Source organism: Halobacteriovorax marinus SJ, assembly GCF_000210915.2.
Lineage (GTDB): Bacteria > Bdellovibrionota > Bacteriovoracia > Bacteriovoracales > Bacteriovoracaceae > Halobacteriovorax > Halobacteriovorax marinus.
On record NC_016620.1, the window covers coordinates 1349527 to 1370910 of the forward strand.

Here is a 21384-nt window from a genome sequence, read left to right on the forward strand (position 1 = left end):
TATTAATTCTCACTCTTTACAATAAATTTAAACTTTGGAAATCCTGCTGTTGCACTTGCATGCATTACTTTTTGCATATCTGCGTATGAGAGAGATTGATCTAGTACAATATTAATTTGTTTATTTGATCTCTCTTTACTCTTGATTAGATCTTTATCAACTGATGAGAGATTTCTACTTTTAAACTCTTTAAGCTCCTTATCTCCCTTCTCTTTTAATTCTTTTAGCTTCTTCGATAGAAAAGCTATATTAGAGTTAGACTTTGGAATTTTTCCTACCTGCTTATTGTCAATAAAGATCTCTCTACTCTTATTAACTTGTATTGTTACAGATTGGTTACCGTGTAGGGTAGAGATTGAATCTGGTAGTTCTAAATTATCAGTTAAGTCCAATTTTAGATCAGATGGGTTATAACTCTTTAATAGAAATACTAGAAGTATAACTAAGATATCTAGTAGAGATGTAATATCTATATCTAGATCTTTTTTACTCTTCTTTATAACTGAACGTCTCTTATTTCTAAGTGCCATAAAATCACCTTATATAACAGTTTCAAAAATAATTTGATCAAATAAAGTCTTTGTTCTTACAAGTTTTCCCTTCTTCGATTTAGCTGAAAGCTCTGGGAATTCACTTCCTACACCAGTTACTGAATCCATGATTTTTACAATTTGTTTGTAATTTACACTCTTTGAAGGGCTAATAATGATAGATCTCTCTTCAATATTCTTTAATTTAATATCAATTAAGATCTTTTTAAGTTTGGAGAGATCGAATTCTTCACCTAATTTTGTAATTTTTGACTTAGTTGTTCCTTCAACACCAGTCTTTATTTCTATTTCGTTATTCGATATCTTCAGAGTTAAATTGAGTGGCTTTTCATCACTTTTCTGAGTATCAATTGTTGCAATTGCAGGTGCATCACTTCCAATCTCATAGATCTCTACAAATTGAGCACTCATCAGTAAAAAGAAGATGAATATAAATACTGCATCTAGTATCGGAATTAAATTCAATTTAGGAATTTCTTTCTTTTCTCTTCTTGTTCTCATTTTCTACCCCTAAAAAATATCTCTATGCTGCTTCGCTAGTGCTCTTTGGCAATGGAGGCATTTTTCTTTTCTTTGTTCCTAGAAGGTCCACAAGCTTAAGTGAGTATTCTTCAATTTCAGCTATGATCTTTTCACTCTTATTAGAGAGAATATTATGAATAACCATAATACTGATAGCAGAAATAAGCCCAAATGCTGTCGTGTTCATCGCTTTCGAAATACCAAGAGCTAGTAGCTTTGCTTTTGATGATGGGTCAGCATTGGCAACGGCTGCAAATGATTCAATTAGACCGTAGATTGTTCCAAGTAGACCGATTAGAGTAGAAACGTTAGCAACAAGCCCTAAATAACTCATACGCTTATCTACTTTTGGTGTAACCTCTAGTATCGTTGAATCTACGGCGTCTTGGATTTGGTCTTTTTCTTGATTGGCCCTTTTAAGACCTGACTTTAATACCATTGGTAAAATGGCCTTAGAGTTAGAACAGCTCTGTATGGCCTTCTCTACGTCATTATTTAGAACATGTTTTTTAATCATATTCATTAGTGAGTTACCGTCGATATCATAACTGAAGAGTGACTTAATTCTCTCTAGCGCTATTGCGATACCAAATGTCCAAGTTGCAAGAATAATCCACATGAATATCCCACCTTCATCCATGAAAATAGCTAATGTTTGTAAGAATGATTGATCCGTCACAGTCTGTGCTACTTGATTATCCATTTTCTACCCCTTATCTTAAATTTCTTATGTCTTTTATTGATTCTTCATTAAAGTCGAATTTTTCATAGAGCGCTCGCTCAAATACTTTTCTATCTCTTTCTTTAACCGATAAATCACCTGGGGCAAGGAGTTGACCTTTAACCTCTAGATTTCCTAAGTCAAAGCTTTCGTATTTCTTATATTCGACAATGACATTCTTATCATTTGCATATGTACTAAAGCTTAATAGCAAGATTATTAAAACTCTCATCTCTACCTCTTACTTACTTTCTTCTTAACGTTTACAGTCGTGCAATTAGACTTTAGACCGTATGAGTAATCTCCTAGTTCATCGGCCCAGAACGAACCTTCAAAATTCCAGAAATCATCATCTATAGTCATTTTTACGTTATCTAAGCTCCCACGACTTCTATTTGAGATAAGCTCTTTATTGCTATATAAGAGACTTCTTTTCTTAGACATAATTTCTAATTTGATATTAAACATTTCATAACTATATTTATGAATATCGTTAATAAATGTGAACATCTCTTTTTTTACGTAATGATTTAAGTGTTGAGTACGCCAATTAATAGATCTCTCAACTTGCTTAATTAAATACTTTGTAAATTGATTTTGCTTTCTCTTATTTAAGTATTTCAGCTCATTCTTAGCTTTCTTAAAGCTCACTAAGTCGACACTAAACTTAACTTTCTTTCTGATTTGAGTTACAAGATTTCTAATATATGGGTTTAGCTCTTGCGTTTCCTTAAGTGAGCTAAATACTAGATTGATGAAGTAGGTATGTGAGTCTTTATTTGGTAAGACTATCTTCTTTAACTCATCACTTCTAGACTTAAATACTTTATAGTATTGATCAATAGTAGCTAAACTGTCATTGTAAAGACATAATCTATAGTAGTTTAACGCATTAAGAACCTCTGACTCTGGAAAGAAATAACTTGAGAGTAGAGGTGATCTATAAGTAACGACTAGACCAAGTGATCTATTAAAGTCTTCTAGGTAATAATTTGCCCAAGCCTTCTCAATTAATGTGTATGGCCATCTATAAGATGTTTTTGGTATCTCATTATAAGTTTGTATGGCCTTAGCATATTGCTTTTGCTTGTAGTAAAGTCTTGCAATATGCATTGTGCATGATTCACTTAATACAGTGAAGTATCTCTTTAATTTCTCTTTATCTGATTTTTTCTTATAGTCATTTGCGACTTTAATACATTTCTCAAATCTATCTTTAGATCTTGAGATATCACCAAGAATTTCTCTTGCTGTACCAGCTGTATATAAGGCCTCTGGTGCAAAACGGTTATTTAGAGGGATTCTCTCTGCTACAATAACTGCATTCTTATAATTCTTTTGTCTAAACATTTTCAATGCATAGATTAATTGTAGCGTTGGTGAATCGTGCTTTATAAGGTCTTTATTTGATAGACCGGCAAGAGAATTTGATCCCGATTTTAAAATTAAAATCTCAAGCTTTTCTTCAAAATCCTTATCTAGTTTCTCTGACTCTATAATGTGTTCTGCAGCGAACGCAAGTGAAGAGAAGTAGTACTTAGACTTAAATAATTCATTAAATATTTTTAGGTTCTTACCTTTCTCATTCGAAAAGAATGTTTTCTCTGCTACACCAAAATGGGCGTTAGCTGAAAAAGTAAATAAAAGAACCATTGATAGTAGTAATTTCATTTTATTTCCTTAAAAGCTAAAGCCTACTGATAAAATAGCATCTGTTGTTCCTCTCATCTTAGAAGATGATGGAACAGAATTGATAACTGGACCTGGTGCCTTATACATCGTTCTTTGAAGATCTATTCCGATAAACCAATTCTTAGAAGCGTGTACTCTAAGTCCTGTCTTGGCAACAGCACCTGTGTAGGACTCACTTGTAAATGTTGAAGATAGGTTAGGGTCTGATACAGTATCCTTATTTGACTCTGTATCTATTTTAGCTACACCTAATCCGAAGCTCCAATCAAAGTAGATAATTTTATTGAATGTATTAATCTTTCCATAGAATGGAGACCATACACCCATAATCCCGTAAGAAGATGTTAGTCTTCTAATGAATGGAACACTTTGATTAATTCTTTGAAGGTTCTCATAAGCTTCATTATTTTTATTTGAGTAGCTATTGTAGAAACCTTCGATGGCCCACTCTTCATTTAGGTAGTAACCTGTTCTAAAGTTAATACCTGATGTATCTTGGTATTCTCCACTTAAGTTTGAAAGATATCCAAGTTGGGCATAGATAGTATTTTTCTTCTTATATAATTTATTTTGTAGAACATAAACTTTCTTGTCAGGATCTAACCAGAGAAATTTATAGAGATCACTTTCATCTGCTTGGACCTTGAAAGATGACGCTCCGATTGTGAGCGCCATCATTGTATATGTTAATTTTCTACCCCTAGATAATTTCATTAATTAAACTCCTGTGTTTCAACAGCATAGCTAATCTCAATATTTGAACCTTCGTTTGGAACTTTATCTTGTTCAAACTTGATCGATCTAGACTGATTGTCATAGGTATAACCTGAACTTACTTTCGAACCATTAACACTTACTTCTACCTTGTCTTCATATGGTTTATTAGAGAGTGCAAAACTATCGATTAAGTTTACAATTTTTCCACCCATCTCTCTTAAAACTTGGTAGAAGTCATTCTTAATATGAGATGTCACACCACCAGTTTTATCACTTACCTCAAGGTATCTATGTCCAATGGTCTCCCAGCTATTTCCAGTCTTCTTTGTATTAACAATTGAATACAACTTGATTAGACCCGATGACTTTTTAAGTTCTTTAAAGAAGTCTACATAAGACTGTGCTGTTGAGGATGATTGATCTTCTTCATCAGATACGTAGACAACAACAAGATAAGCTTCATTTCTCATCCAATTCTCTAGGTATCTATTTACAAATGATTTAGACGTTCTAAGTCCTTGCTCTCTACCTGACCCTCTTGTCCCCACTTTAATACAGCTTGCAAAGTCTTTTACAAATTTGCTTTCATTTGAAGTAGCAGCATTAGAGTCAAGAATTCTAAAATCACATACAGATCGACCATCTTTACTACTTGTTCCATCTGTAGTTGTAATCGCCATTTTAAAGTCGATTTTCTTTTCTAAGAATTCATGTATGAAGACATCAAAGTTATAGGCCAGAGCTTTTTGCTCATCACCCATTGAACCTGAGTCATCCACAACCCAAAGAATGTCTACTTTACCTTCTTTAGCCTCAGTCTGAGTAAACTTCTCAACCACATTCTTTAAAGTAATACCTGGTTCAGTAGGCTCAGTTGGTTCTGTCGGATCAGTTGGTTCCGTCACTACTGGGTCCGTTGGATCAGTAGGATTTGTCGGATCAGTTGGTTCTGTTACGACTGGGTCAGTTGGATCCGTAGGATTAGTAGGATCTGTTGGCTCTGTTACAACAGGGTCTGTAGGATCTGTTGGAGTCGTAGGGTCAGTAGGTTCCGTTACTACTGGAACTTCTGGCTCACTAGGATTTGGAACTGGGATCTCAATTTCTGTTGGGAGATCATTATCAGCTACACCTGCTCCATTTAAAAACTTCTTTTCATAGAACTCTTGTTCATTACAAGAAGTCAGATTAATTAAAAGAGTTAAGAGTAAAAAGGTATCTCGTATCCTTGATGTTTTTAAAACCATTACCGTCTCCATAACGGTCGCGAGACTTATCTCTATTTGTAGAAATAAATGTGTCTTGCATATCCGGTTTTTCTGAGATTTTGTGGCGGCTTACATACTTTGATAACGAACGTACAACAAACAAAATCGGAGAAGTTCTTATTCCTTTTCTTACTTGTTAGATTAGCAAATTGAAAAATAGAGTAAATTTTTGAAAATATAATTTTGGACTTTTTTCTTTTTTTTAAGACACTTAGCTTGGAAAAAAGTGCTAAAAATGTGAAATTTTATTGATAATCTTTTTATCAAAAAATCGCCACGTATTTGTGTGGTAGTTTTATAAGTTGTTAATTTATAATAATTTTAGAGCTTCATTTACCATATCTGCATCTAACTCATGTGCAGAGTTTTCTAAGCAAATATAGGAACTTTGCAATTTCGTCCTCTTTTTTAGCTCTTCAAAGTGTTCTCTAGAATTATCTATTTCAACAATTTGATCCTTTTTCCCATGAATAGAGTAGATATTGTAAGGAAGTTCATCAGGGAGAAATTGCCATTTATAAGTACAACCAATACCTATAATAGATTCCACTTGATTTAACTCTAGTGCTGCAAATGGGCTTAAGTAGCCACCCTGAGAATATCCTATAATGGTCTTGGAAGTATTTGCATAGCCTAGAGACGAGACTAACTCTTTAAGTAGGTTAGAGGGAAAGCTATAGTCTATATCATACTTTCCTGTGTGACGATCGAAGAAGTACCAGGCGTATCTCTTTTCAATATAATCTCTTCTAATTTTTGGAATGGGGAAAGGTCCATTGGGAATTAGTATATCGAAGTCCTCGGGGATTAAGTTATGAAAATACTGTTTCATATACTCTGCACTTTGAGCAAAGCCATGGAGTAGAATGAGAAGTTTCTTGCCCTTTCTCTTGTCTAGTTGGTAATTAATAGGAAAGGGTAAATTTATTTTCAATGCATGTGTTTTCATGGGACAATAGTAATTCATCAGTAATCAGAAGAGTAGGAATAAATTTGAAGCTAGAAGAAAAAATTCTGGAAACATTATCATTCTTTAACCCAATGACATTGGAACAAATCTACTTAGATTTTGATGAAGACTTCTTGCTCGAAAATTCAAACTATACTTATGAAGATTTAATTTCTGCTTTAGCTCGTTTAGAGAAGTGCGGAAAACTCAAGTCTAGTGGAAAAGAAAAGAGTAAGACTTGGATTCGTGTCTATCCAAAGAAAGGATTACTTTCTAGATTGTTGGGATACCTAAAATAGCAGCAAATAACCATGTCATAAGACCAGTTGCAATTGGAATGGTTAAGTTATCATCAATTCTTACTGGAATCAGCTCTAGTCCAGTCATTACACTTGCAACGATAAATCCAAGTGCAGAGATGATTATTATATCATTTTGATAGAGACCACTAAATACAGTGATCAGAATGAGAAAAGTTGAAATGAAAAAAGCGAGAGAACCCTCAAGACTTTTTCGTTGCATGATCTTTCTCTTTCCAAAGCGAATTCCTACAATAGCAGACATAGGATCAGCTATGGCCAATGTAAAAATGGCACAGAGAGCGACCACTTTTGGAAAACTTAAAAGTGTGAGTAGGAGACCCATGACAAAGGGCATACCAGCAGACTCTTTAAGTTGCTCTTCTGCTCTTAGAAGATACTTATTAACAATTTTAAATGTCGCTGCATACTCTGGATAATTAATTCTTATTTGCTCAACAATATAGACGATACATGCAGCTGTTCCAAGAATTGAAACTGCGAGTTGGTGACTAAGAAAACTATAGTAAATGACACCTGCAGCTGTTCCCATAGACATGTGAAAAAATCTTCTTGGAAACTGAAGATCGTGTCTTGTTGAGGTTGGCGTAGACTCATTTAATTTCTTATCTTCTGTTGAAGATTCACTAGTTTCTTTACTCACATTTATTCCTTTAATAAGTTATCGGAATAAGTAGTAAATCTTTTAGAGATTTTGCTTACTCGACTATCGTCTGAGTCTTCTGGTCAGAGATAGCTTGCATTATATCTTTTCTATTAATTGAGCCCAGCAATTCTCCACTTGTTTGATGAACAACTGGAATAGTATGGTATTGGTGGCCTTCAAAGAATTGAACAACTTCTTCCAAAGAAGAAGAGCTATGAATTGTAGGAAAAGTAATAGTAATGGCCGTCGCAGTGATGAATGAGTTTTCATCCTCTTGTGATAACTCCATGAGTTGAGTTAAATCGATAACACCTAGGAATTTTGATTTTTCATCTACAACTGGATAGTAGGGAAAGCTATGTTGATAAACAAATTTTTGAACATTGAGAATACTTGTTTTCTCTTTTACGGAAATTATATCCGTTTTAATAAAGTGCTTAATTTCTCTTTTTAAATCTTCATTGACTTCTTTTTTTATATTGAGGTTCTCTTGTAAGTTATCCATGAGCTGGCCAACACTTACAGAAGTTTTCTTCATGTAATTCTTCTCATCTCCCTTCGCGCCCTTAACTTCACCAGACTGGAAGAGACTATACTTCAAGCATAGAGGGCCAAGTATTTCAAAAACAAATATGGAACTCATAATAATTGTAACGAGGAGATTAGAACTCGGTGTATCTATGGGCATGATCTTACTGACAATTGCTAGGGCAATACCAGCATGAGAGAGAGTTGAGAGTCCAAAGTATTTTGACTTAGGAGCAAATGAGTCAATCATCTTCCCCGTAAGAATAGATCCAAAGTAGAAGGCAAATGTTCGGCTAAGTACATAGACAATTGCCATCATGAGAACTGCAGGGGTGAATTCTCGCAAATTAATATGAGCTCCCGCCAAGATAAAGAAGATTGCATAGATAGAGAGCCCCATTTCATTAATCCCTTTATGAATCTCTTTACCGGATGTTGTAGAGTTTACGACAGTAAAGCCAATCACTGTCGAAATAATGAGTGGATCTGTTTTTAAGAAGTGCGAGAGAGTTTGCCCAAAGAGAATAGTTGAACCAACGAGCATTAAAAACTCAGATGACTTCTTCTCCTTTTGTTCCCAGTAGGAGAGGAAGAATCCTAGGATAAAGCCTAAGACTACTGATCCTACTAATGACCATACAAGAAGGCCTAGTTGCATGAGAGGAGTAACTCCTTCTTTTGCAGGCCAGATATTTAGTATCTTTAAAATCACTTCTATGATTTGTGTTCCTACAAGCGCAACCACCGTGGCCAAGGCGAGGTAGGTTAGAATAGATCTTTGGAGAGGTCCATTGGCGTTGTATTCTTTCATCACGAGTAGAGTTGTCGGAGGAGCACACTCTAAAGCTACAAAGGAGAGAAAAGCCGCCACAATGACAGCGAGTTTATAGTCTCCAGTAATTTGCGAGTAGGCCAAGAAAGTTAGAGTAAAGACGATGAGTAAATTAAAAAGTCCCGCGAGACCGACTTCTTTAAAATTCTTCCATCCAATCTTCTGTAAGAGGTCTCTGTCGAAATCTCCTCCAATATTGAAGAGGATAAGTCCCATGGCAATATCTGAGAGAAAGTGAAAGCTATGTGCGATATGGGAATTCATTAGGTTTAGTCCAGTTGGACCAAGAAGAATACCGGTGAAGATAAAGGCCGTAACTTTTGGCACGTTGAGTTTTTTGGAAAACTTTCCAAGGATAAGCGCCGCAATGAGGGCCAGGCCAAGAATTGGAATTTTATTTTCAACTATGGCCGCTGCTGCTTCTGTTGTTTGCATAATTACCCACCCGCAATTTTAATCTCTTCAATTATATAAGTTTAGGCCATTTACAGCAAATTTGCTCTTAAGAATCAATGTAATTTAAGTGATTTACCAAATTGTCTGGCCTAATTTAATCTCTAAATAAAATCTAGAGTTCTATTTACCATGGGTTTTTAATTGCTTAGAATATAAGCTCAACTTACTTTTGAGGATATATGAAGAAGAAAATATTTTTTACGCTGGCCCTTATTGTCTTAATTCTTGGCGCTACTAGTTGGGGTCTTTTAAATTATAATTATTCAAAGGGTTATCGTTCTGGAACATTAGTTAAGATAACAACTAAGGGAATGTTCTATAAAACATATGAGGGGACTTTGGACTTAGGCTCAGGGGATCAACTTACGTGGGACTTCTCAATTCATGATCAAGAGTTGGGTAAGCAGTTAGAGAAGAACGCAGGACGTATGGTACGCTTAGAGTATAGGGAGCTCCTCTATAAGGTTTTCTACTCAACTAAGTATGATGTCACTTCATGGGCCGTTGTAAGAGAGGCCGGTACGGAGAATTTCTGTCGCTTAGTTAATATTATGAGAAAGAGCCGCATTGTAGTTGAGAAAGTGAAGTCTCTTATGTCTACATATGATGCCTCTCTCTTAGAGCAAGTGAGAAAGTGTCAGAATTAGATGGCACTATTTCTGAGCTATTGCCAATGATAGCAGTCAGATTCACCTTAATTTCACCCCTAATTATTTAACTTGTTCTCCTTCTCTCTTTTGCCATAATGGCAAGAGGTGGGGGGAATCTATGCGTGAAAATTCAGTGAATAAATTCTATACAGGTCATATTAATAAGTACTTTGGTTTTATTCCTGAGTTTAGAACTAGTGATTTTGATAGTATCTTAGAGAAGTCCATCTCTCATAAATGGAAATTCATTCACCCGAGCTATCTAAGTTCAAAAGAAGCTCTAGTTCTTGGAATTAAGATGATGAATGGTCGCGGTGAAAATAACTTTGGCCATGAGCAGGCCCACGATATGTTTGATCTGGCCTTAAATAAATTTAAAGATAGTGGCGAAGGTCATAAGCTCTATAGTCTCGCGATGGGAATTTACTACTTTCAAAATGCTCTAAGTATTAATGAAAGAAATAAGCAAGTGAAGATTATTCGTCTTGCTAAGCACTTCATTGATGAGGCCATAGCAGAGAATGAGGAGTGTTTACTAACAAGGCTTCACTTAGTTTTAGTTCATGTAGCATTGGACAATATGAATATGGCAGTTAAAGAGTTGGTCAAGCTAGGTAGGGAGTTAAAAGATAGAAATATCTATAACGTCTTATTTCATATATACGAAAAAATGGGGCATTCAAATATTGCTCTCTTTTACAATCTTAAAGCTTCAAAAACTAAGGACAGGGTTGAGTTAAGACAATCGCTCGCGGCTTAGTTACTTTTCAATATACTCAATGGGACTTTTCGTCTTCCCTTCAAGACTGAGTTCAATCATGGACTCAGCAACTTCACTGGCCCAGATAGGGGCCTTTTCTTTTAAGATTTTCTTAAGCGTTTTGTGAAAGGGTTCTACAAGGAGGGTAGATACTTTTTCAAGCGCTCTAAATTCGTCTCTCTTACCTAAGAGAAGAGAGGGTCTAACGATGATAATTCTTATCTCTCCCTCTAGTGAGTTCTCCATCTCGCCCTTAACTCTATTATAGAAAAAACGTGAGTTATGATCTGCACCAAGGGCACTAATAACACAGAAGAACTTCCCGCCACTTTTCTTTGCGTAGTCAAAGCATTTTAAAATATAGTGATAATCGACTTCTCTAAATGCTTCTTTAGAACCCGCCTTTTTAATAGTGCATCCAAGGCAGCAGTAGACACCATCGTATTCTTGAAGGGAGAATTCTTCAAAACGTCTATAGTCTATTTCTCTTGTAACAAAGTTTTTCGATTTAATATTAGGTGTTCTGACCGCAATGTGAACTTCGTGTTGAGTACTTAGTTTTTCAACTAGAGATTGTCCAACGAGGCCTGTTCCACCAAAGACGAGAAACTTCATAGAAAGATTAATAAGAGAGCGAAGAGAATAATTCCAACAACGAGTAGAGGAATGAAGAGATCTCTCTTCTTTTCCACGGCAAATGAGCCGTGCTCTCTTAGATGAGGATCATTTATATTTTCGATTGTATATTGCAAATCTTTAAAGGGAGTCAGACCTGTGAATTGAATGATAACTTCTCTATTTTCACAGAAAAACATAGTGGGAACAGAGCGAATCCCAAAGTGGGCAGCTAGTTCGGGGGATTCGTTAGTGTCAATTTCATAGACTGGAAAGTCAGGGTTTTCGCTAGCGAGTTTCTCTAGAACAGGTTTCATCGCGTGACATGGGCCACAGGTAGTTGATCCAAACTTTAAAAGGTAGGGACCAACGCTAGTGTCGACAATTGTATTAAAGTTTTCGCTATCGATTTTTTTCATATCTAGTGCTTCTTCCAGTCAATATGAGGTTCTGGTCTATTATTAGTGATAACTTCAATGGACTCCATCAGCTCATCGTCTAGGAGATGAATAAAGTCTAAGGCCTTTAGATTATCTTCTAATTGCTCTAGTCTAGAGGCTCCAAGTATGACTGAGCTCACATTTTGATTCTTAAGACACCAAGCTAGAGAGAGGTGAGTAAGTGTTAAACCTTTTTTAATGGCCAACTCGTGAAGCTCATTGGCAATTTTTAACTTCACTTTACCTTCTGGAGTGTCATACATCTCTTTAAGCCATGAGAATTTTTCTAAAGAGAGTCTAGAACCCTCTGGTATTCCTTGACCATATTTTCCTGTTAGGATTCCTGAGCTCAGAGGTGACCAAGTGGTTGTTCCCATTCCATATTTCTCATAAAGAGGAGAGTACTCACGTTCAACCCTTTCTCTATGGAGAAGATTGTACTGAGGTTGTTCAACTGTTGGAGGAGTAAGGTGGTATCTCTCTGCTAGAGTGTAGGCCTCAGTTATTTGTTCTGAAGACCACTCACTTGTTCCCCAATAAAGAATTTTTCCTTGTTGGATAAGTGTATCCATCGCTCTTAGAGTTTCAATAATTGGCGTGTCTACGTCAGGTCTATGACAGTAGTAGAGATCTAGGTAATCAAGTTTAAATCTCTTGAGAGCATTATTACAGCCTTCAATCACATGCTTTCTATTAAGTCCTTTTTGAGTTGGCTTATCTCCACCCCAAAAAACTTTTGAAGAAACTAGGTAGCTATCTCTACTCCAATTTAACTTCTTAAGAGCATCGCCCATAATTTCCTCGGAGAGGCCGTCGGCATAAACCTCTGCATTATCAAAGAAGTTGATTCCTTGATCATAGGCATAGGACATCATCTCAATTGCTCCATTGAGGTTGACTTGATTTTTAAAGGTAACCCACGATCCTAGGGAAAAACTACTTAGAAAAAGACCTGAGTTTCCAAGTCTTCGATACGTCATTTCTGTCATAAAAACTCACTTGTGAGCTTAAATTCTACTGCTAATTTACTTATATGAGAAGTAGAGTGTTAAACCTGCGCTTAACAAAGGAAGAACTGCCAGAAAGAACCAGAAAAATATATCAAACATACGTTGCTCAAAGCTCAATTTCTTTTTTTGAGTCATATTGATATCCTTTAATGGCAGTGTGCGCCATTAACATAGTAGAAGTTCCAGAGTCTATAAGTGACTGTACTGGCCCCTAGACAGATTAAGAGAAGTCCACTGGCCTTAGGAGCAAAATTTTGCATGGGCGTAAAGACTTTCATCATAAGTGTAGGAGCAAAGACCATCGCTGGGAGAGTTCCAAGCCAAAAGCCTATGACTCCTAAAAAACCTACAAGGGGAGATTGAAAAGTCATCAAAGTGATGAGCACTCCGTAGAGAAATCCACATGGAAGCATTAGAGATAGCGATCCAATGGAAAAGCCTCTAAGAGATTTTGGAAATTCATTTGAGTTGAATTTGCTAAAGAGTCCTTGATAGATTCCAGTGACGGCCCTTGGGAGTTTCATCTCAAACTTTCGTCCTCGAATACTCTGAGCGCCCCAGAAGACAAAGAGAAGTCCTAAGAAAACTCCACCAATCAGAGGGATATATCTAGTGACACCTGATTGCTGTATGAGGCTTGAAGTTAACATAGCTATAAAGGCCAAAATCAAGTAGCTAAATAATCTTCCAAATTGATAGGAGATATTGCTCTTTGCTCCTTTTCCTACACTGAGGACTAGTCCTCCGCACATTCCGATACAGTGAAGACTTCCCGTTAAACCAATCATAAACGCAAGCATTGGCGCAAAAACTGGTAGGGCTGATTGTATTTTACTCAATTGGTCCAACAAGTTGTACCTCCACTTCTTTTATTAATTTCTTATTCTTAGGATTAATAAAGTTTAATTTAATTTTCTTAGATCCATGCTCAAGAAGCGTTGGCGAAAATCTAAAGAATATATTTGTTTGGTTAATTCTCTCTTTTAGTACCACTGGGTTTCTTGGAACAATGAGTTTTATTTTTTTATTTTCTACAGCGAGAAGAACTTTATCTAAACTATTTCCTTCATAGGATAAATTCACTTTAAAGTGATTCGCCACCACCTTACTCTCTCCTGAGCCGATGATACTAAATGGTGTTTTACTTCCTCTTAAAAGAACAATATCTAATTCCTTAGTTCCTTGGATTTGTAGAAAGAAACCAAGGAAGAGTAGAATTACAGTAGAGAGGTAGAAGATATTTCTGATAGAGAATGTCTTCGCCTTTTTTCCTTTTAAGCCTTGTTCAGTTTCAAAACGAATGAGTCCAGTGGGCTTGTTAATTTTTAACATAACCTCATCACAAGCATCGATACAATTAGTACAGGCGATACACTCTAGTTGAGTTCCTCTTCTTATATCAATACCAGTAGGGCAGGCCTTTACACACGCGTAACAATCTACACAGTCAGCGTGCTCATCTTTCTTTTGACCTTTCTGTCTTCTTGGTTCCCCTCGGTTATAATCATAGGCCACAACCATTGAGTTCTCATCCATCATAACAGATTGAAATCTACCGTATGGGCATGCAATGAGACAGAATTGTTCTTTAAACCAAGCAAAGTCAAAGAGGATAATTCCCACAGCACTCCAAGTGGCACCAAAGAGAGCAATATTATCAAAAGGAGATTTTAGAGTGATTCCTACTAAATCTCTTACTCCTACAAAGTAGCCAATAAAAGAGTGCGCAATATGCATAGATGCAATGATAAAGAGCGTCCACTTAATAAACTTCTTAATAAACTTTTCTAAATCCAGCGCAGATTCATCAAGCTTCTTGCGCTTTCTTGCATTTCCTTCAACGAGGATTTCAATTTTATTAAAAATAGCGTCGATGAAGACTGTTTGCGGACAGGCCCAACCACACCAAACTCTTCCCCATATACTTGTGACAAAGCCAATTAAAAAGACGAAGCCAAGGAAGACAAAGATGAGTAGAGGTGCATCGTGACCCAAGAGTGTCATCCCAAAGAACGTAAACTCTCTTCTAGAAATATCTAAGAGTATAGACTGTTTTCCTCCAATATTAATCCATGGAAGAAAGAGGTAGAGAAAGATTAGGAAGTAGTAGACGAAAGTTCTTCTCGTTCTCCACTTCCCTTTGACATCTTCTGGATAAAGATAGACTCTGTGTCCATCTTCATCAGTTGTTGCCAATCTCTCTTCATGTAGTTCGAATGGATTCTTTGTGGCCATTTTCTTTTCCTAGATCTCTTCTACCTTTTCACCTTGGGCCTCTTTCGCTTTAGGCGGAGTTGTACCCTTAAGTTCCATGATGTGAGCAATGGCCGCATAGATCTCTTCTTTACTTAGGATTTCGCCCCATGCTGGCATACCTTTTTCTTCAAAACCATCTCTAATGAATGGAAAGAGCTCTTCTGGTGATCTATTCTTTAAATGAATCCAATAACCATCTGTTAGGTTTGGTCCAATATCACCACCACCTCCAGCGGCGTGGCAACTAAAGCAATTCGTCTCATAGACTTCGTCGCCCATTTTCTTAGAATCATTCTTCTCTAGCCACTCATTATAGTGAGCGATATCAAAGTTTGAAACATCGGCTGCGGCAATGGCCTTAAGTTCATTTATTTTAACCATATTTCTAGCCAGCTCTTCTGAGGAAGTTGGACCTCCCGCGAAGTGGTAGAACATAACGTAAGCGACACTAAAGACAATGGATGCCGCCCAACACTTCATCCACCAACTTGGTAGAGGGTAGTTGAGCTCTTGAATTCCATCGTAGTCGTGGTCAAGTAGAAGGTCTCTTTCGCCTTCAAGGATATGGAGTTCTTCTTTATTATTTTCTTTCATTTCTTACTCCTTCCTCAAGAGCTAGGTTCTGGGCCTTTTTGTAATATCCATTTGATCCTTTTCTGTTGATCCAAAAAAGCATAGATATAAAGAGGGCCACAAAAGTAATAGTTACTAAAGTTTGTAAAAGAGAGTAGTCAAAGTTCATCATTGTTTCTTTAATCATTTTGATTCTCCTCTTTTGCTTTAGCTTCCTCTTGCATCTTTAAACTCTTTGCCCCATCAACACCAAGTCGCTGAAGGTAGGCAATGAGAGGAATAATTTCTTTAGATTGCATATTCATATCGACGCCATCAGCACTTAGACCTTTAGTGATCTCAAATGCTTGTTTACTAGCACTATCAATAGAAGAGGCAATTTCTTCATCGCTATATGGGACTCCGAGAGATTGCATAACTCTTAATTTCTTCGGGAGTGACTTTAAGTCATACTTCTTTTTAAAGAGCCAAGGGTAAACTGGCATAATAGACTTTGGAGTAACTTCTCTTGGGTCTAGCATATGGCGGTAGTGCCACATATCATTGTATTTACCGCCAACTCTTGCGATATCTGGTCCAATTCTTCTAGAACCCCATTGGAAAGGTCTGTCATATACAGACTCTGAAGCCCTAGAGGCAGCACCGTAGCGCAAGATTTCATCGGCCATAGGACGAACATGTTGAGAGTGACAAGTGTAACAACCTTCTTTGATAAAGATATCTCGTCCAACGATCTCTAGTGGAGAGTAAGGTTTAATATTGGCATCTTTCTCAACGAACTTATCACTAATAAGAGATGGAACAATCTCAACTACTCCGCCTACAAGTACAGCGAGGAAAGTAAGAATTGAAAAGAGAGTAGTGAGCCCCTCTAGCTTTCTATGTCCCGATTCTCCTGGCTCAGTGTGAGAGTGGTCAATTGCTGGTGCCATATACTCGTGTTCTTGAACCCCATCAGAACTCTTTGCTGTCTTCCAAAGGTTGTAAATCATAAGAATGAAACCTACGAGAACGAGTACTCCACCAATTCCTCTTACCCAGTACATTGGAACAATTCTAACTACTGTTTCAATGAAGTTTGGATATACTAGTTTTCCTGTCTCATCAATTGCACTCCACATAAGAGATTGTGTGATACCTGCTGTCCACATGGCCATCATATAAAGAAGAAGTCCAATAGTGGCCAACCAAAACTGAGTGTTGGCAAGCTTAACAGAGTAGAGCTTAGTATTATACATTTTTGGAACTAAGTAGTAGAGGATCCCTGCAATCATCATGTAGTTCCAACCAATTGTTCCTGAATGAACGTGGCCAACAATCCAATCTGTATAGTGGGCCATTGCACTTACTGATTTTATCGCTAGTAGTGGACCTTCAAAAGTCGCCATACCATAGAATGTTACTGATGTAGCAAGGAACTTTAAAACTGGATCTGTTCTAACTTTATCCCATGCTCCTCTTAGAGTGAGAAGACCATTGATCATACCACCCCAACTAGGCATCCATAGCATAATTGAGAAGACCATCCCTGTAGTTTGAACCCAATCAGGTACAGCAGTATTTAGAAGGTGGTGAGGTCCTGCCCAGATATAAATAAAGACGAGAGACCAGAAGTGGATAATAGAGAGTCTATAAGAGTAGACAGGTCTATTTGCCGCTTTAGGGATAAAGTAATACATGAGCCCTAGAAAAGGTGTTGTTAAAAAGAAAGCAACAGCATTGTGTCCGTACCACCACTGTACTAGCGCATCTTGTACCCCCGCATAGACAGGATAAGACTTCATTAAGTCGACTGGTAGTGAAATGGCATTTACTACGTGAAGTAGGGCAACTGTGATGATTGTTGCAATATAGAACCAAATAGAAACATAGATATGCTTCTCTCTTCTTCTAGCTAATGTTCCAAAGAAGTTGATGGCAAATATAATCCATACTACTGCAATGGCAATATCAATAGGCCATTCAAGTTCTGCATATTCTTTTGCTTGTGAAAGCCCAAGAGGTAGCGAAATAGCAGCAGCAACAATAATTAATTGCCATCCCCAAAAGTGTACTCTACCCAGAAAATCACTAAAGAGTCTTGCTTTAACTAATCTCTGTGTTGAGTAGTAGATTCCTGCAAACATTGCATTACCTACGAATGCAAAGATTGCTGCATTAGTGTGTAGTGGGCGCAGTCTACCAAAAGTTGTCCACTCCATCCCTAAGTTAACCTTCCAACTTGCAAGCTGGAAAGCGACTGTAACCCCAAGTGCAAGAGCTATGAAACCCCAAATGATAGTTGCATAGACAAAGAGCTTGGGGAGATCTTCATCATACTTGAATTTCTCCATTTTCACTTCACTCATTCTTTTCTTCCTTTTCTTTCAGTTATATTTTTATTTCTAATTAAATCGTCATCTAAAACTATTCTTGCTGCGGGAGTATCAAGGTCATCAAATTGTCCTTTCTTCGTTGCCCATATAAATGCACCTACAAAGAAAACTCCAAGTAGTAGGGCGAGTGGTACAAGTAGGTAGAGAATATTCACGACTTCTTTACTCCTCTTATCTTTACGATTGTTGCAATAAGCACACTCAAAGAGCTGACAGGCATTAAGACTGCTGCTCCCAGTGGAGTAATAAGCCCCAACAATGAGAGTGTGACTCCAATAGCATTGTATATAAGTGATATTAATAGATTTAGCTTAATAGAAGTATTGGTTAACTTTGCTAGTTTTATGAGAAATATCATACTTTTAAGAGGTGCTTTTGTTAGGTAGATATCGCTGGCCCTAAGACCTATATCCATGGCGCCAGAAACAGCAATAGAGACGGTCGCCTTCTTCATGGCTATTGCATCATTGGCTCCATCTCCCACCATAATACTCTCATTAAAGTTCTCAATAAATTCAGACTTTGTCTCAGGTGTTTGGTTTGCGACTTGATTACCCAGAGGAATACTTAAAAATGTTCCAACTTGAGAAACGGCCCTTTCATTATCTCCAGAGAGAATATAAGAGTTAAATTTTTGTTCCCCTAGGAACTCTATTAATTCATTTGCATGAGACTTAATTTGATCACTTAGATAGAATGTTCCAATAATTTCATTATTTCTTACTAAGTCGACGGCACTAAAAGATTCACATTTTTTAGGACTTTTAATAATTTGAAAAAAATCTCCCTTATATTTTCCGCTAACTCCTTTAGATGGGAGTTCTTGAATATCATCAATATGAATTTGACTCTTATCCCTTGTCCAGCTCTGAAGTGCTCTGGCGATAGGATGATTGGAGACTTCTTCTAAGTTATAGATGACTTTTTCAAATAACCTTAACTGTTCTTCGTTGTCGACTTTGGCGACACTGAAGTTTCCATCAGTGAGAGTTCCTGTCTTGTCAAAGAAGATATTCTTAATACGAGCAATGTCTTCGATGCTGGAATCATTTTTAATAATGATGCCATTTTCAGTGGCCCTATTCATTGAACTTGCTATGGCAAGGGGAGCCGCTAGTCCAAGTGCACATGGACATGAGACAATAATAAGGGCTAGAGTCCTTTCTATAGCTGTATTTAAGTCGTAGAAGTAGGCGAAGTATAGAAATGAACCAAGTGAGAGTGTAAAGACAGTAGCTATAAAGTAGCGACTGATTTTATCAGTGATTGATTGTATTCTCTGCTTAGACTTTGAGTCGGTCTCAACCTTTTGAATAATATCTCCTAGCACACTATCCTTAAAAGTTTTTTCAACTCGAATCTTTACCTCTTCTCCCAAATTTACTGCACCAGCAAATACTGTTTCATTTTCTAAAACTTTTTGAGGCCTACTCTCTCCTGTGATTAAAGAATTATTAATATAGGCCAAAGAGTCTAGGAGCACACCATCAGCAGGTATAGTCTTAGTCTTATCAATAAGAACAATATCTCCTCGTTCAAGATATTTTGTATGGATAACTTCGTATTCATTACTTACTTTATTTAATCTCTTTATTGATGTTTGCTCAAAGAGTGCTGAAAGTCCATTTGAGTTCAATCCTTTTTGAATTGATTTCTGCACCAATAGTCTTGAAGATAAAAGGAGAAAGACTAGAACACTCAATGAGTCGAAGTAGTAGTGAGTACTTCCTATTATCAAATTGTAGAGGCCAAAGAGAGAACCAAGGATAATTGCAAAAGATATGGGGATATCAATATTGAGACTCTTAGTTCTTATTGCAGAAATTGAACTCTTATAAAATGGTGTCGCACTATAAAAGATAACTGGAAGGGAGAGAAAGAAACTTACCCAGCCAAAGAGTGAAGAGAATTCAACTCCTGCTCCAGCGTATATAGCGATAGAGTAGAGCATGATATTGGCACTACAAGCGCCGGCCACACCTATCTTTATTAACTTTGTATGTTCTTCTGATTTTTGTAAGTTTTGAGCCTCAGTTTCATTCTTGATTGCGTGAGGTCTATAGCCAAAATTAAAAATCTGATTCGCAAGTAATTCTAGATCACAATTATCAACTAGCGTGAGCTCCATAATAGAGCTACTCATATTAATTCGACTGGATAGAATTTCTTTATTAATAGAAGGAATTTTCTCTAAAAGCCAGATACAGGCCAAGCAGTGTACACCTTCAATATATAACTTTAAATGCTTAAGATTATCCCTCGTGCTTAAGAACTCTTCTCTAAAGCGCGATTCATTCATATAGCTAAAGTCTTCTCTATTTCTATTTTCAGGAGTTAGATTCTCAGATATACCGAGCTCCTCTCGAACTCGGTAGTAGTCTAGAAGACCCCCTGATTCAAGGGCGAGATGAACCGTATGACAACCATGACAGCAAAAAACTTTTTCGTTCTCATAAATTGCATCAATAACAATTTCATTACAGTGATGACAACTTAGAGTTGAGTTCTTATTCATGGCCTTTGATTCTTCTTGCCCTTTCATAACATCAACTTTCTTTTGGTCTTAATATATGAACATCGCAAGGTGAGTACTTAACGAGATGCTCTGTAAAAGAACTAGAGAAAAGTCCTTCTATTCCATGCTTTTGCTTTGAGGCCACGACAACTAAGTCCGCACTTACGTCTGAGAGATACTCAGTAATTTTCTGCTTTGGACTATAGGCAAAGTAACATTCAACTTGGGATTTAGAGAGTTGATTAGGTGTACAAATAGACTCTGCAATTGTTTGCATGACATTCTTAGATGCTTCCTCAATTTCAGGGTATTTCTCCTCTGACGGAAAAATATAGGGAGAGAAGTCCGAAGTGTAGACATGGATTTCAAAGATGTGAACAAAGTGAAGAGTGGCATTTTCAAGTGCCGACTTTCCTTTCAGGGCCTTTAGAAGCTCTATGTTTTCATCCTCTAAAGAACAGCAAATGACGACGTTTTTCATAATTCCTCCAAGATCAATTTTAAGTAGTTCTTAAATGATCCGTAAAAAATATTGTTTAGTCTAGTTTAAAATCGATAAGTTAGGTGAAATTTGGGGTTGTATCTACATTTAAAAGGTTTTGGACAAATTCCTTAAGCGGTGTTTGTCCACTCTCTTTCAAAATCCCCAAAATGGTGCTTCTATCAATAAAGCAAACCTCTGTACCTGGAAGAATTTGAGCGTCTACGCTTATAGGCGAGTTCGTCATAAGCTCTTTTAATCCTATGACACTACCTCTAGTAAAAGTTCCTACAACCTTACCATTCTTTGTAAAGTGCACGAGCCCATTTAGAAGAAGATAGGCCACTATAGGTGTTTGTCCTGAATAAAAGAGATTCGATGGACTTGAATACTTGAGTGGACGTGCGATATCTAAAATCGTCTTAATTAAAGTCTCTGGAATTTTAAGTTTTTGATTACTATCATTCATGACTTAACTCTAGTTTAAAACTCTTTTAAAAAACATGT

Annotated in this window: 25 protein-coding genes; 3 read left to right on the plus strand and 22 right to left on the minus strand. The window is 36.8% G+C overall.

Features of this window, described 5'->3' with window-relative positions; genetic code table 11:
* Positions 1 to 2: 2 nt before the first annotated feature.
* The 8 genes from BMS_RS06590 to BMS_RS06625 all read right to left on the minus strand — a co-directional run bounded on the left by BMS_RS06590 (position 3) and on the right by BMS_RS06625 (position 6420).
* The gene (locus tag BMS_RS06590; RefSeq protein WP_014244029.1) at positions 3 to 530 is read right to left on the minus strand and encodes a biopolymer transporter ExbD; all 528 of its coding nucleotides are present in this window, start codon (positions 528 to 530) and stop codon (positions 3 to 5) included.
* A 9-nt stretch (positions 531 to 539) separates the two neighbouring features.
* The gene (locus BMS_RS06595) at positions 540 to 1052 is read right to left on the minus strand and encodes an ExbD/TolR family protein (protein WP_014244030.1); all 513 of its coding nucleotides are present in this window, start codon (positions 1050 to 1052) and stop codon (positions 540 to 542) included.
* A gap of 22 nt (positions 1053 to 1074) precedes the next feature.
* Entirely contained in the window at positions 1075 to 1776 is a 702-nt protein-coding gene (locus BMS_RS06600) for a MotA/TolQ/ExbB proton channel family protein (RefSeq protein WP_014244031.1), read from the minus strand.
* Between the two features lie 10 nt (positions 1777 to 1786).
* Complete coding sequence (locus BMS_RS06605; RefSeq protein ID WP_014244032.1) at positions 1787 to 2026, minus strand: hypothetical protein; 240 nt, start codon at positions 2024 to 2026, stop codon at positions 1787 to 1789.
* Positions 2027 to 2028: 2 nt separating this feature from the next.
* On the minus strand, positions 2029 to 3465 hold the full coding sequence (locus BMS_RS06610) for a tetratricopeptide repeat protein (RefSeq protein WP_014244033.1): 1437 nt from the start codon (positions 3463 to 3465) through the stop codon (positions 2029 to 2031).
* Positions 3466 to 3474: 9 nt separating this feature from the next.
* Positions 3475 to 4200, minus strand: coding sequence for an outer membrane beta-barrel domain-containing protein (locus BMS_RS06615; RefSeq protein WP_014244034.1), 726 nt, complete (start codon positions 4198 to 4200; stop codon positions 3475 to 3477).
* Positions 4200 to 5450 carry a vWA domain-containing protein gene (locus BMS_RS17730; protein WP_044557365.1) on the minus strand — a complete coding sequence of 417 codons (1251 nt, stop codon included), beginning with the start codon at positions 5448 to 5450 and terminating at the stop codon, positions 4200 to 4202. The genes BMS_RS06615 and BMS_RS17730 overlap by 1 nt, the downstream gene beginning before the upstream one ends.
* Positions 5451 to 5781: 331 nt before the next feature.
* Positions 5782 to 6420, minus strand: a complete 639-nt coding sequence (locus BMS_RS06625) for an alpha/beta hydrolase (RefSeq protein ID WP_044557366.1) — start codon at positions 6418 to 6420, stop codon at positions 5782 to 5784.
* A gap of 44 nt (positions 6421 to 6464) precedes the next feature.
* Here BMS_RS06625 and BMS_RS06630 point away from each other — a divergent pair, with 44 nt between their 5' ends.
* Positions 6465 to 6719, plus strand: a complete 255-nt coding sequence (locus BMS_RS06630) for a hypothetical protein (protein ID WP_044557367.1) — start codon at positions 6465 to 6467, stop codon at positions 6717 to 6719.
* Here BMS_RS06630 and BMS_RS06635 read toward each other — a convergent pair.
* Positions 6694 to 7383: a diacylglycerol/polyprenol kinase family protein gene (locus tag BMS_RS06635; RefSeq protein ID WP_014244038.1), complete on the minus strand. Its 690-nt coding sequence runs from the start codon at positions 7381 to 7383 to the stop codon at positions 6694 to 6696. The genes BMS_RS06630 and BMS_RS06635 overlap by 26 nt on opposite strands.
* Before the next feature lie 55 nt (positions 7384 to 7438).
* Positions 7439 to 9181 (minus strand): cation:proton antiporter domain-containing protein, encoded by a 1743-nt coding sequence (locus BMS_RS06640; RefSeq protein WP_014244039.1) that lies wholly within the window; start codon positions 9179 to 9181, stop codon positions 7439 to 7441.
* A gap of 200 nt (positions 9182 to 9381) precedes the next feature.
* Between BMS_RS06640 and BMS_RS06645 the strand changes: the two genes are divergently transcribed.
* Both BMS_RS06645 and BMS_RS06650 read left to right on the plus strand, forming a co-directional pair.
* Complete coding sequence (locus BMS_RS06645; RefSeq protein WP_014244040.1) at positions 9382 to 9849, plus strand: hypothetical protein; 468 nt, start codon at positions 9382 to 9384, stop codon at positions 9847 to 9849.
* Between the two features lie 121 nt (positions 9850 to 9970).
* On the plus strand, positions 9971 to 10612 hold the full coding sequence (locus BMS_RS06650; RefSeq protein WP_014244041.1) for a hypothetical protein: 642 nt from the start codon (positions 9971 to 9973) through the stop codon (positions 10610 to 10612).
* Here BMS_RS06650 and BMS_RS06655 read toward each other — a convergent pair whose 3' ends face one another.
* From BMS_RS06655 to BMS_RS06710, 12 genes are all read right to left on the minus strand, one after another.
* Positions 10613 to 11227 carry an NAD(P)H-binding protein gene (locus tag BMS_RS06655; RefSeq protein ID WP_014244042.1) on the minus strand — a complete coding sequence of 205 codons (615 nt, stop codon included), beginning with the start codon at positions 11225 to 11227 and terminating at the stop codon, positions 10613 to 10615.
* A complete protein-coding gene (locus tag BMS_RS16850; protein WP_014244043.1) occupies positions 11224 to 11646 on the minus strand; it encodes a thioredoxin family protein in 423 nt (140 codons plus the stop codon). Before BMS_RS16850 ends, BMS_RS06655 begins: the two co-directional genes overlap by 4 nt.
* Positions 11647 to 11648: 2 nt before the next feature.
* On the minus strand, positions 11649 to 12647 hold the full coding sequence (locus BMS_RS06665; RefSeq protein WP_044557957.1) for a potassium channel beta subunit family protein: 999 nt from the start codon (positions 12645 to 12647) through the stop codon (positions 11649 to 11651).
* Between the two features lie 176 nt (positions 12648 to 12823).
* The gene (locus tag BMS_RS06670) at positions 12824 to 13528 is read right to left on the minus strand and encodes a sulfite exporter TauE/SafE family protein (RefSeq protein WP_014244045.1); all 705 of its coding nucleotides are present in this window, start codon (positions 13526 to 13528) and stop codon (positions 12824 to 12826) included.
* Complete coding sequence (gene ccoG / locus BMS_RS06675) at positions 13509 to 14912, minus strand: cytochrome c oxidase accessory protein CcoG (protein WP_014244046.1); 1404 nt, start codon at positions 14910 to 14912, stop codon at positions 13509 to 13511. The genes BMS_RS06670 and ccoG overlap by 20 nt, the downstream gene beginning before the upstream one ends.
* A gap of 9 nt (positions 14913 to 14921) precedes the next feature.
* Complete coding sequence (locus tag BMS_RS06680) at positions 14922 to 15527, minus strand: cbb3-type cytochrome c oxidase N-terminal domain-containing protein (protein ID WP_014244047.1); 606 nt, start codon at positions 15525 to 15527, stop codon at positions 14922 to 14924.
* On the minus strand, positions 15514 to 15693 hold the full coding sequence (locus BMS_RS06685) for a cbb3-type cytochrome c oxidase subunit 3 (protein WP_044557369.1): 180 nt from the start codon (positions 15691 to 15693) through the stop codon (positions 15514 to 15516). The genes BMS_RS06680 and BMS_RS06685 overlap by 14 nt, the downstream gene beginning before the upstream one ends.
* Complete coding sequence (gene ccoN / locus BMS_RS06690) at positions 15686 to 17854, minus strand: cytochrome-c oxidase, cbb3-type subunit I (RefSeq protein ID WP_014244048.1); 2169 nt, start codon at positions 17852 to 17854, stop codon at positions 15686 to 15688. The genes BMS_RS06685 and ccoN overlap by 8 nt, the downstream gene beginning before the upstream one ends.
* Positions 17851 to 18036, minus strand: a complete 186-nt coding sequence (gene ccoS / locus BMS_RS06695) for a cbb3-type cytochrome oxidase assembly protein CcoS (RefSeq protein ID WP_014244049.1) — start codon at positions 18034 to 18036, stop codon at positions 17851 to 17853. Before ccoS ends, ccoN begins: the two co-directional genes overlap by 4 nt.
* A complete protein-coding gene (locus BMS_RS06700) occupies positions 18033 to 20423 on the minus strand; it encodes a heavy metal translocating P-type ATPase (protein WP_014244050.1) in 2391 nt (796 codons plus the stop codon). Before BMS_RS06700 ends, ccoS begins: the two co-directional genes overlap by 4 nt.
* Before the next feature lie 4 nt (positions 20424 to 20427).
* Positions 20428 to 20877, minus strand: coding sequence for a universal stress protein (locus tag BMS_RS06705; RefSeq protein WP_014244051.1), 450 nt, complete (start codon positions 20875 to 20877; stop codon positions 20428 to 20430).
* 79 nt (positions 20878 to 20956) lie between these two features.
* The gene (locus tag BMS_RS06710) at positions 20957 to 21346 is read right to left on the minus strand and encodes a cyclic nucleotide-binding domain-containing protein (RefSeq protein WP_014244052.1); all 390 of its coding nucleotides are present in this window, start codon (positions 21344 to 21346) and stop codon (positions 20957 to 20959) included.
* Positions 21347 to 21384: the final 38 nt, after the last annotated feature.

Excerpts from the sequence above, each read along its gene's own strand:
- BMS_RS06590 (WP_014244029.1), bottom strand. The coding sequence starts at position 530 with ATGGCACTTAGAAATAAGAGACGTTCAGTTATAAAGAAGAGTAAAAAA.
- BMS_RS06595 (WP_014244030.1), bottom strand. The coding sequence starts at position 1,052 with ATGAGAACAAGAAGAGAAAAGAAAGAAATTCCTAAATTGAATTTAATT.
- BMS_RS06600 (WP_014244031.1), bottom strand. The coding sequence starts at position 1,776 with ATGGATAATCAAGTAGCACAGACTGTGACGGATCAATCATTCTTACAA.
- BMS_RS06605 (WP_014244032.1), bottom strand. The coding sequence starts at position 2,026 with ATGAGAGTTTTAATAATCTTGCTATTAAGCTTTAGTACATATGCAAAT.
- BMS_RS06610 (WP_014244033.1), bottom strand. The coding sequence starts at position 3,465 with ATGAAATTACTACTATCAATGGTTCTTTTATTTACTTTTTCAGCTAAC.
- BMS_RS06615 (WP_014244034.1), bottom strand. The coding sequence starts at position 4,200 with ATGAAATTATCTAGGGGTAGAAAATTAACATATACAATGATGGCGCTC.
- BMS_RS17730 (WP_044557365.1), bottom strand. The coding sequence starts at position 5,450 with ATGGTTTTAAAAACATCAAGGATACGAGATACCTTTTTACTCTTAACT.
- BMS_RS06625 (WP_044557366.1), bottom strand. The coding sequence starts at position 6,420 with ATGAAAACACATGCATTGAAAATAAATTTACCCTTTCCTATTAATTAC.
- BMS_RS06640 (WP_014244039.1), bottom strand. The coding sequence starts at position 9,181 with ATGCAAACAACAGAAGCAGCAGCGGCCATAGTTGAAAATAAAATTCCA.
- BMS_RS06645 (WP_014244040.1), top strand. The coding sequence starts at position 9,382 with ATGAAGAAGAAAATATTTTTTACGCTGGCCCTTATTGTCTTAATTCTT.
- BMS_RS06650 (WP_014244041.1), top strand. The coding sequence starts at position 9,971 with ATGCGTGAAAATTCAGTGAATAAATTCTATACAGGTCATATTAATAAG.
- BMS_RS06655 (WP_014244042.1), bottom strand. The coding sequence starts at position 11,227 with ATGAAGTTTCTCGTCTTTGGTGGAACAGGCCTCGTTGGACAATCTCTA.
- BMS_RS16850 (WP_014244043.1), bottom strand. The coding sequence starts at position 11,646 with ATGAAAAAAATCGATAGCGAAAACTTTAATACAATTGTCGACACTAGC.
- BMS_RS06665 (WP_044557957.1), bottom strand. The coding sequence starts at position 12,647 with ATGACGTATCGAAGACTTGGAAACTCAGGTCTTTTTCTAAGTAGTTTT.
- ccoG (WP_014244046.1), bottom strand. The coding sequence starts at position 14,912 with ATGGCCACAAAGAATCCATTCGAACTACATGAAGAGAGATTGGCAACA.
- BMS_RS06680 (WP_014244047.1), bottom strand. The coding sequence starts at position 15,527 with ATGAAAGAAAATAATAAAGAAGAACTCCATATCCTTGAAGGCGAAAGA.
- BMS_RS06685 (WP_044557369.1), bottom strand. The coding sequence starts at position 15,693 with ATGATTAAAGAAACAATGATGAACTTTGACTACTCTCTTTTACAAACT.
- ccoN (WP_014244048.1), bottom strand. The coding sequence starts at position 17,854 with ATGAGTGAAGTGAAAATGGAGAAATTCAAGTATGATGAAGATCTCCCC.
- BMS_RS06700 (WP_014244050.1), bottom strand. The coding sequence starts at position 20,423 with ATGAAAGGGCAAGAAGAATCAAAGGCCATGAATAAGAACTCAACTCTA.
- BMS_RS06705 (WP_014244051.1), bottom strand. The coding sequence starts at position 20,877 with ATGAAAAACGTCGTCATTTGCTGTTCTTTAGAGGATGAAAACATAGAG.
- BMS_RS06710 (WP_014244052.1), bottom strand. The coding sequence starts at position 21,346 with ATGAATGATAGTAATCAAAAACTTAAAATTCCAGAGACTTTAATTAAG.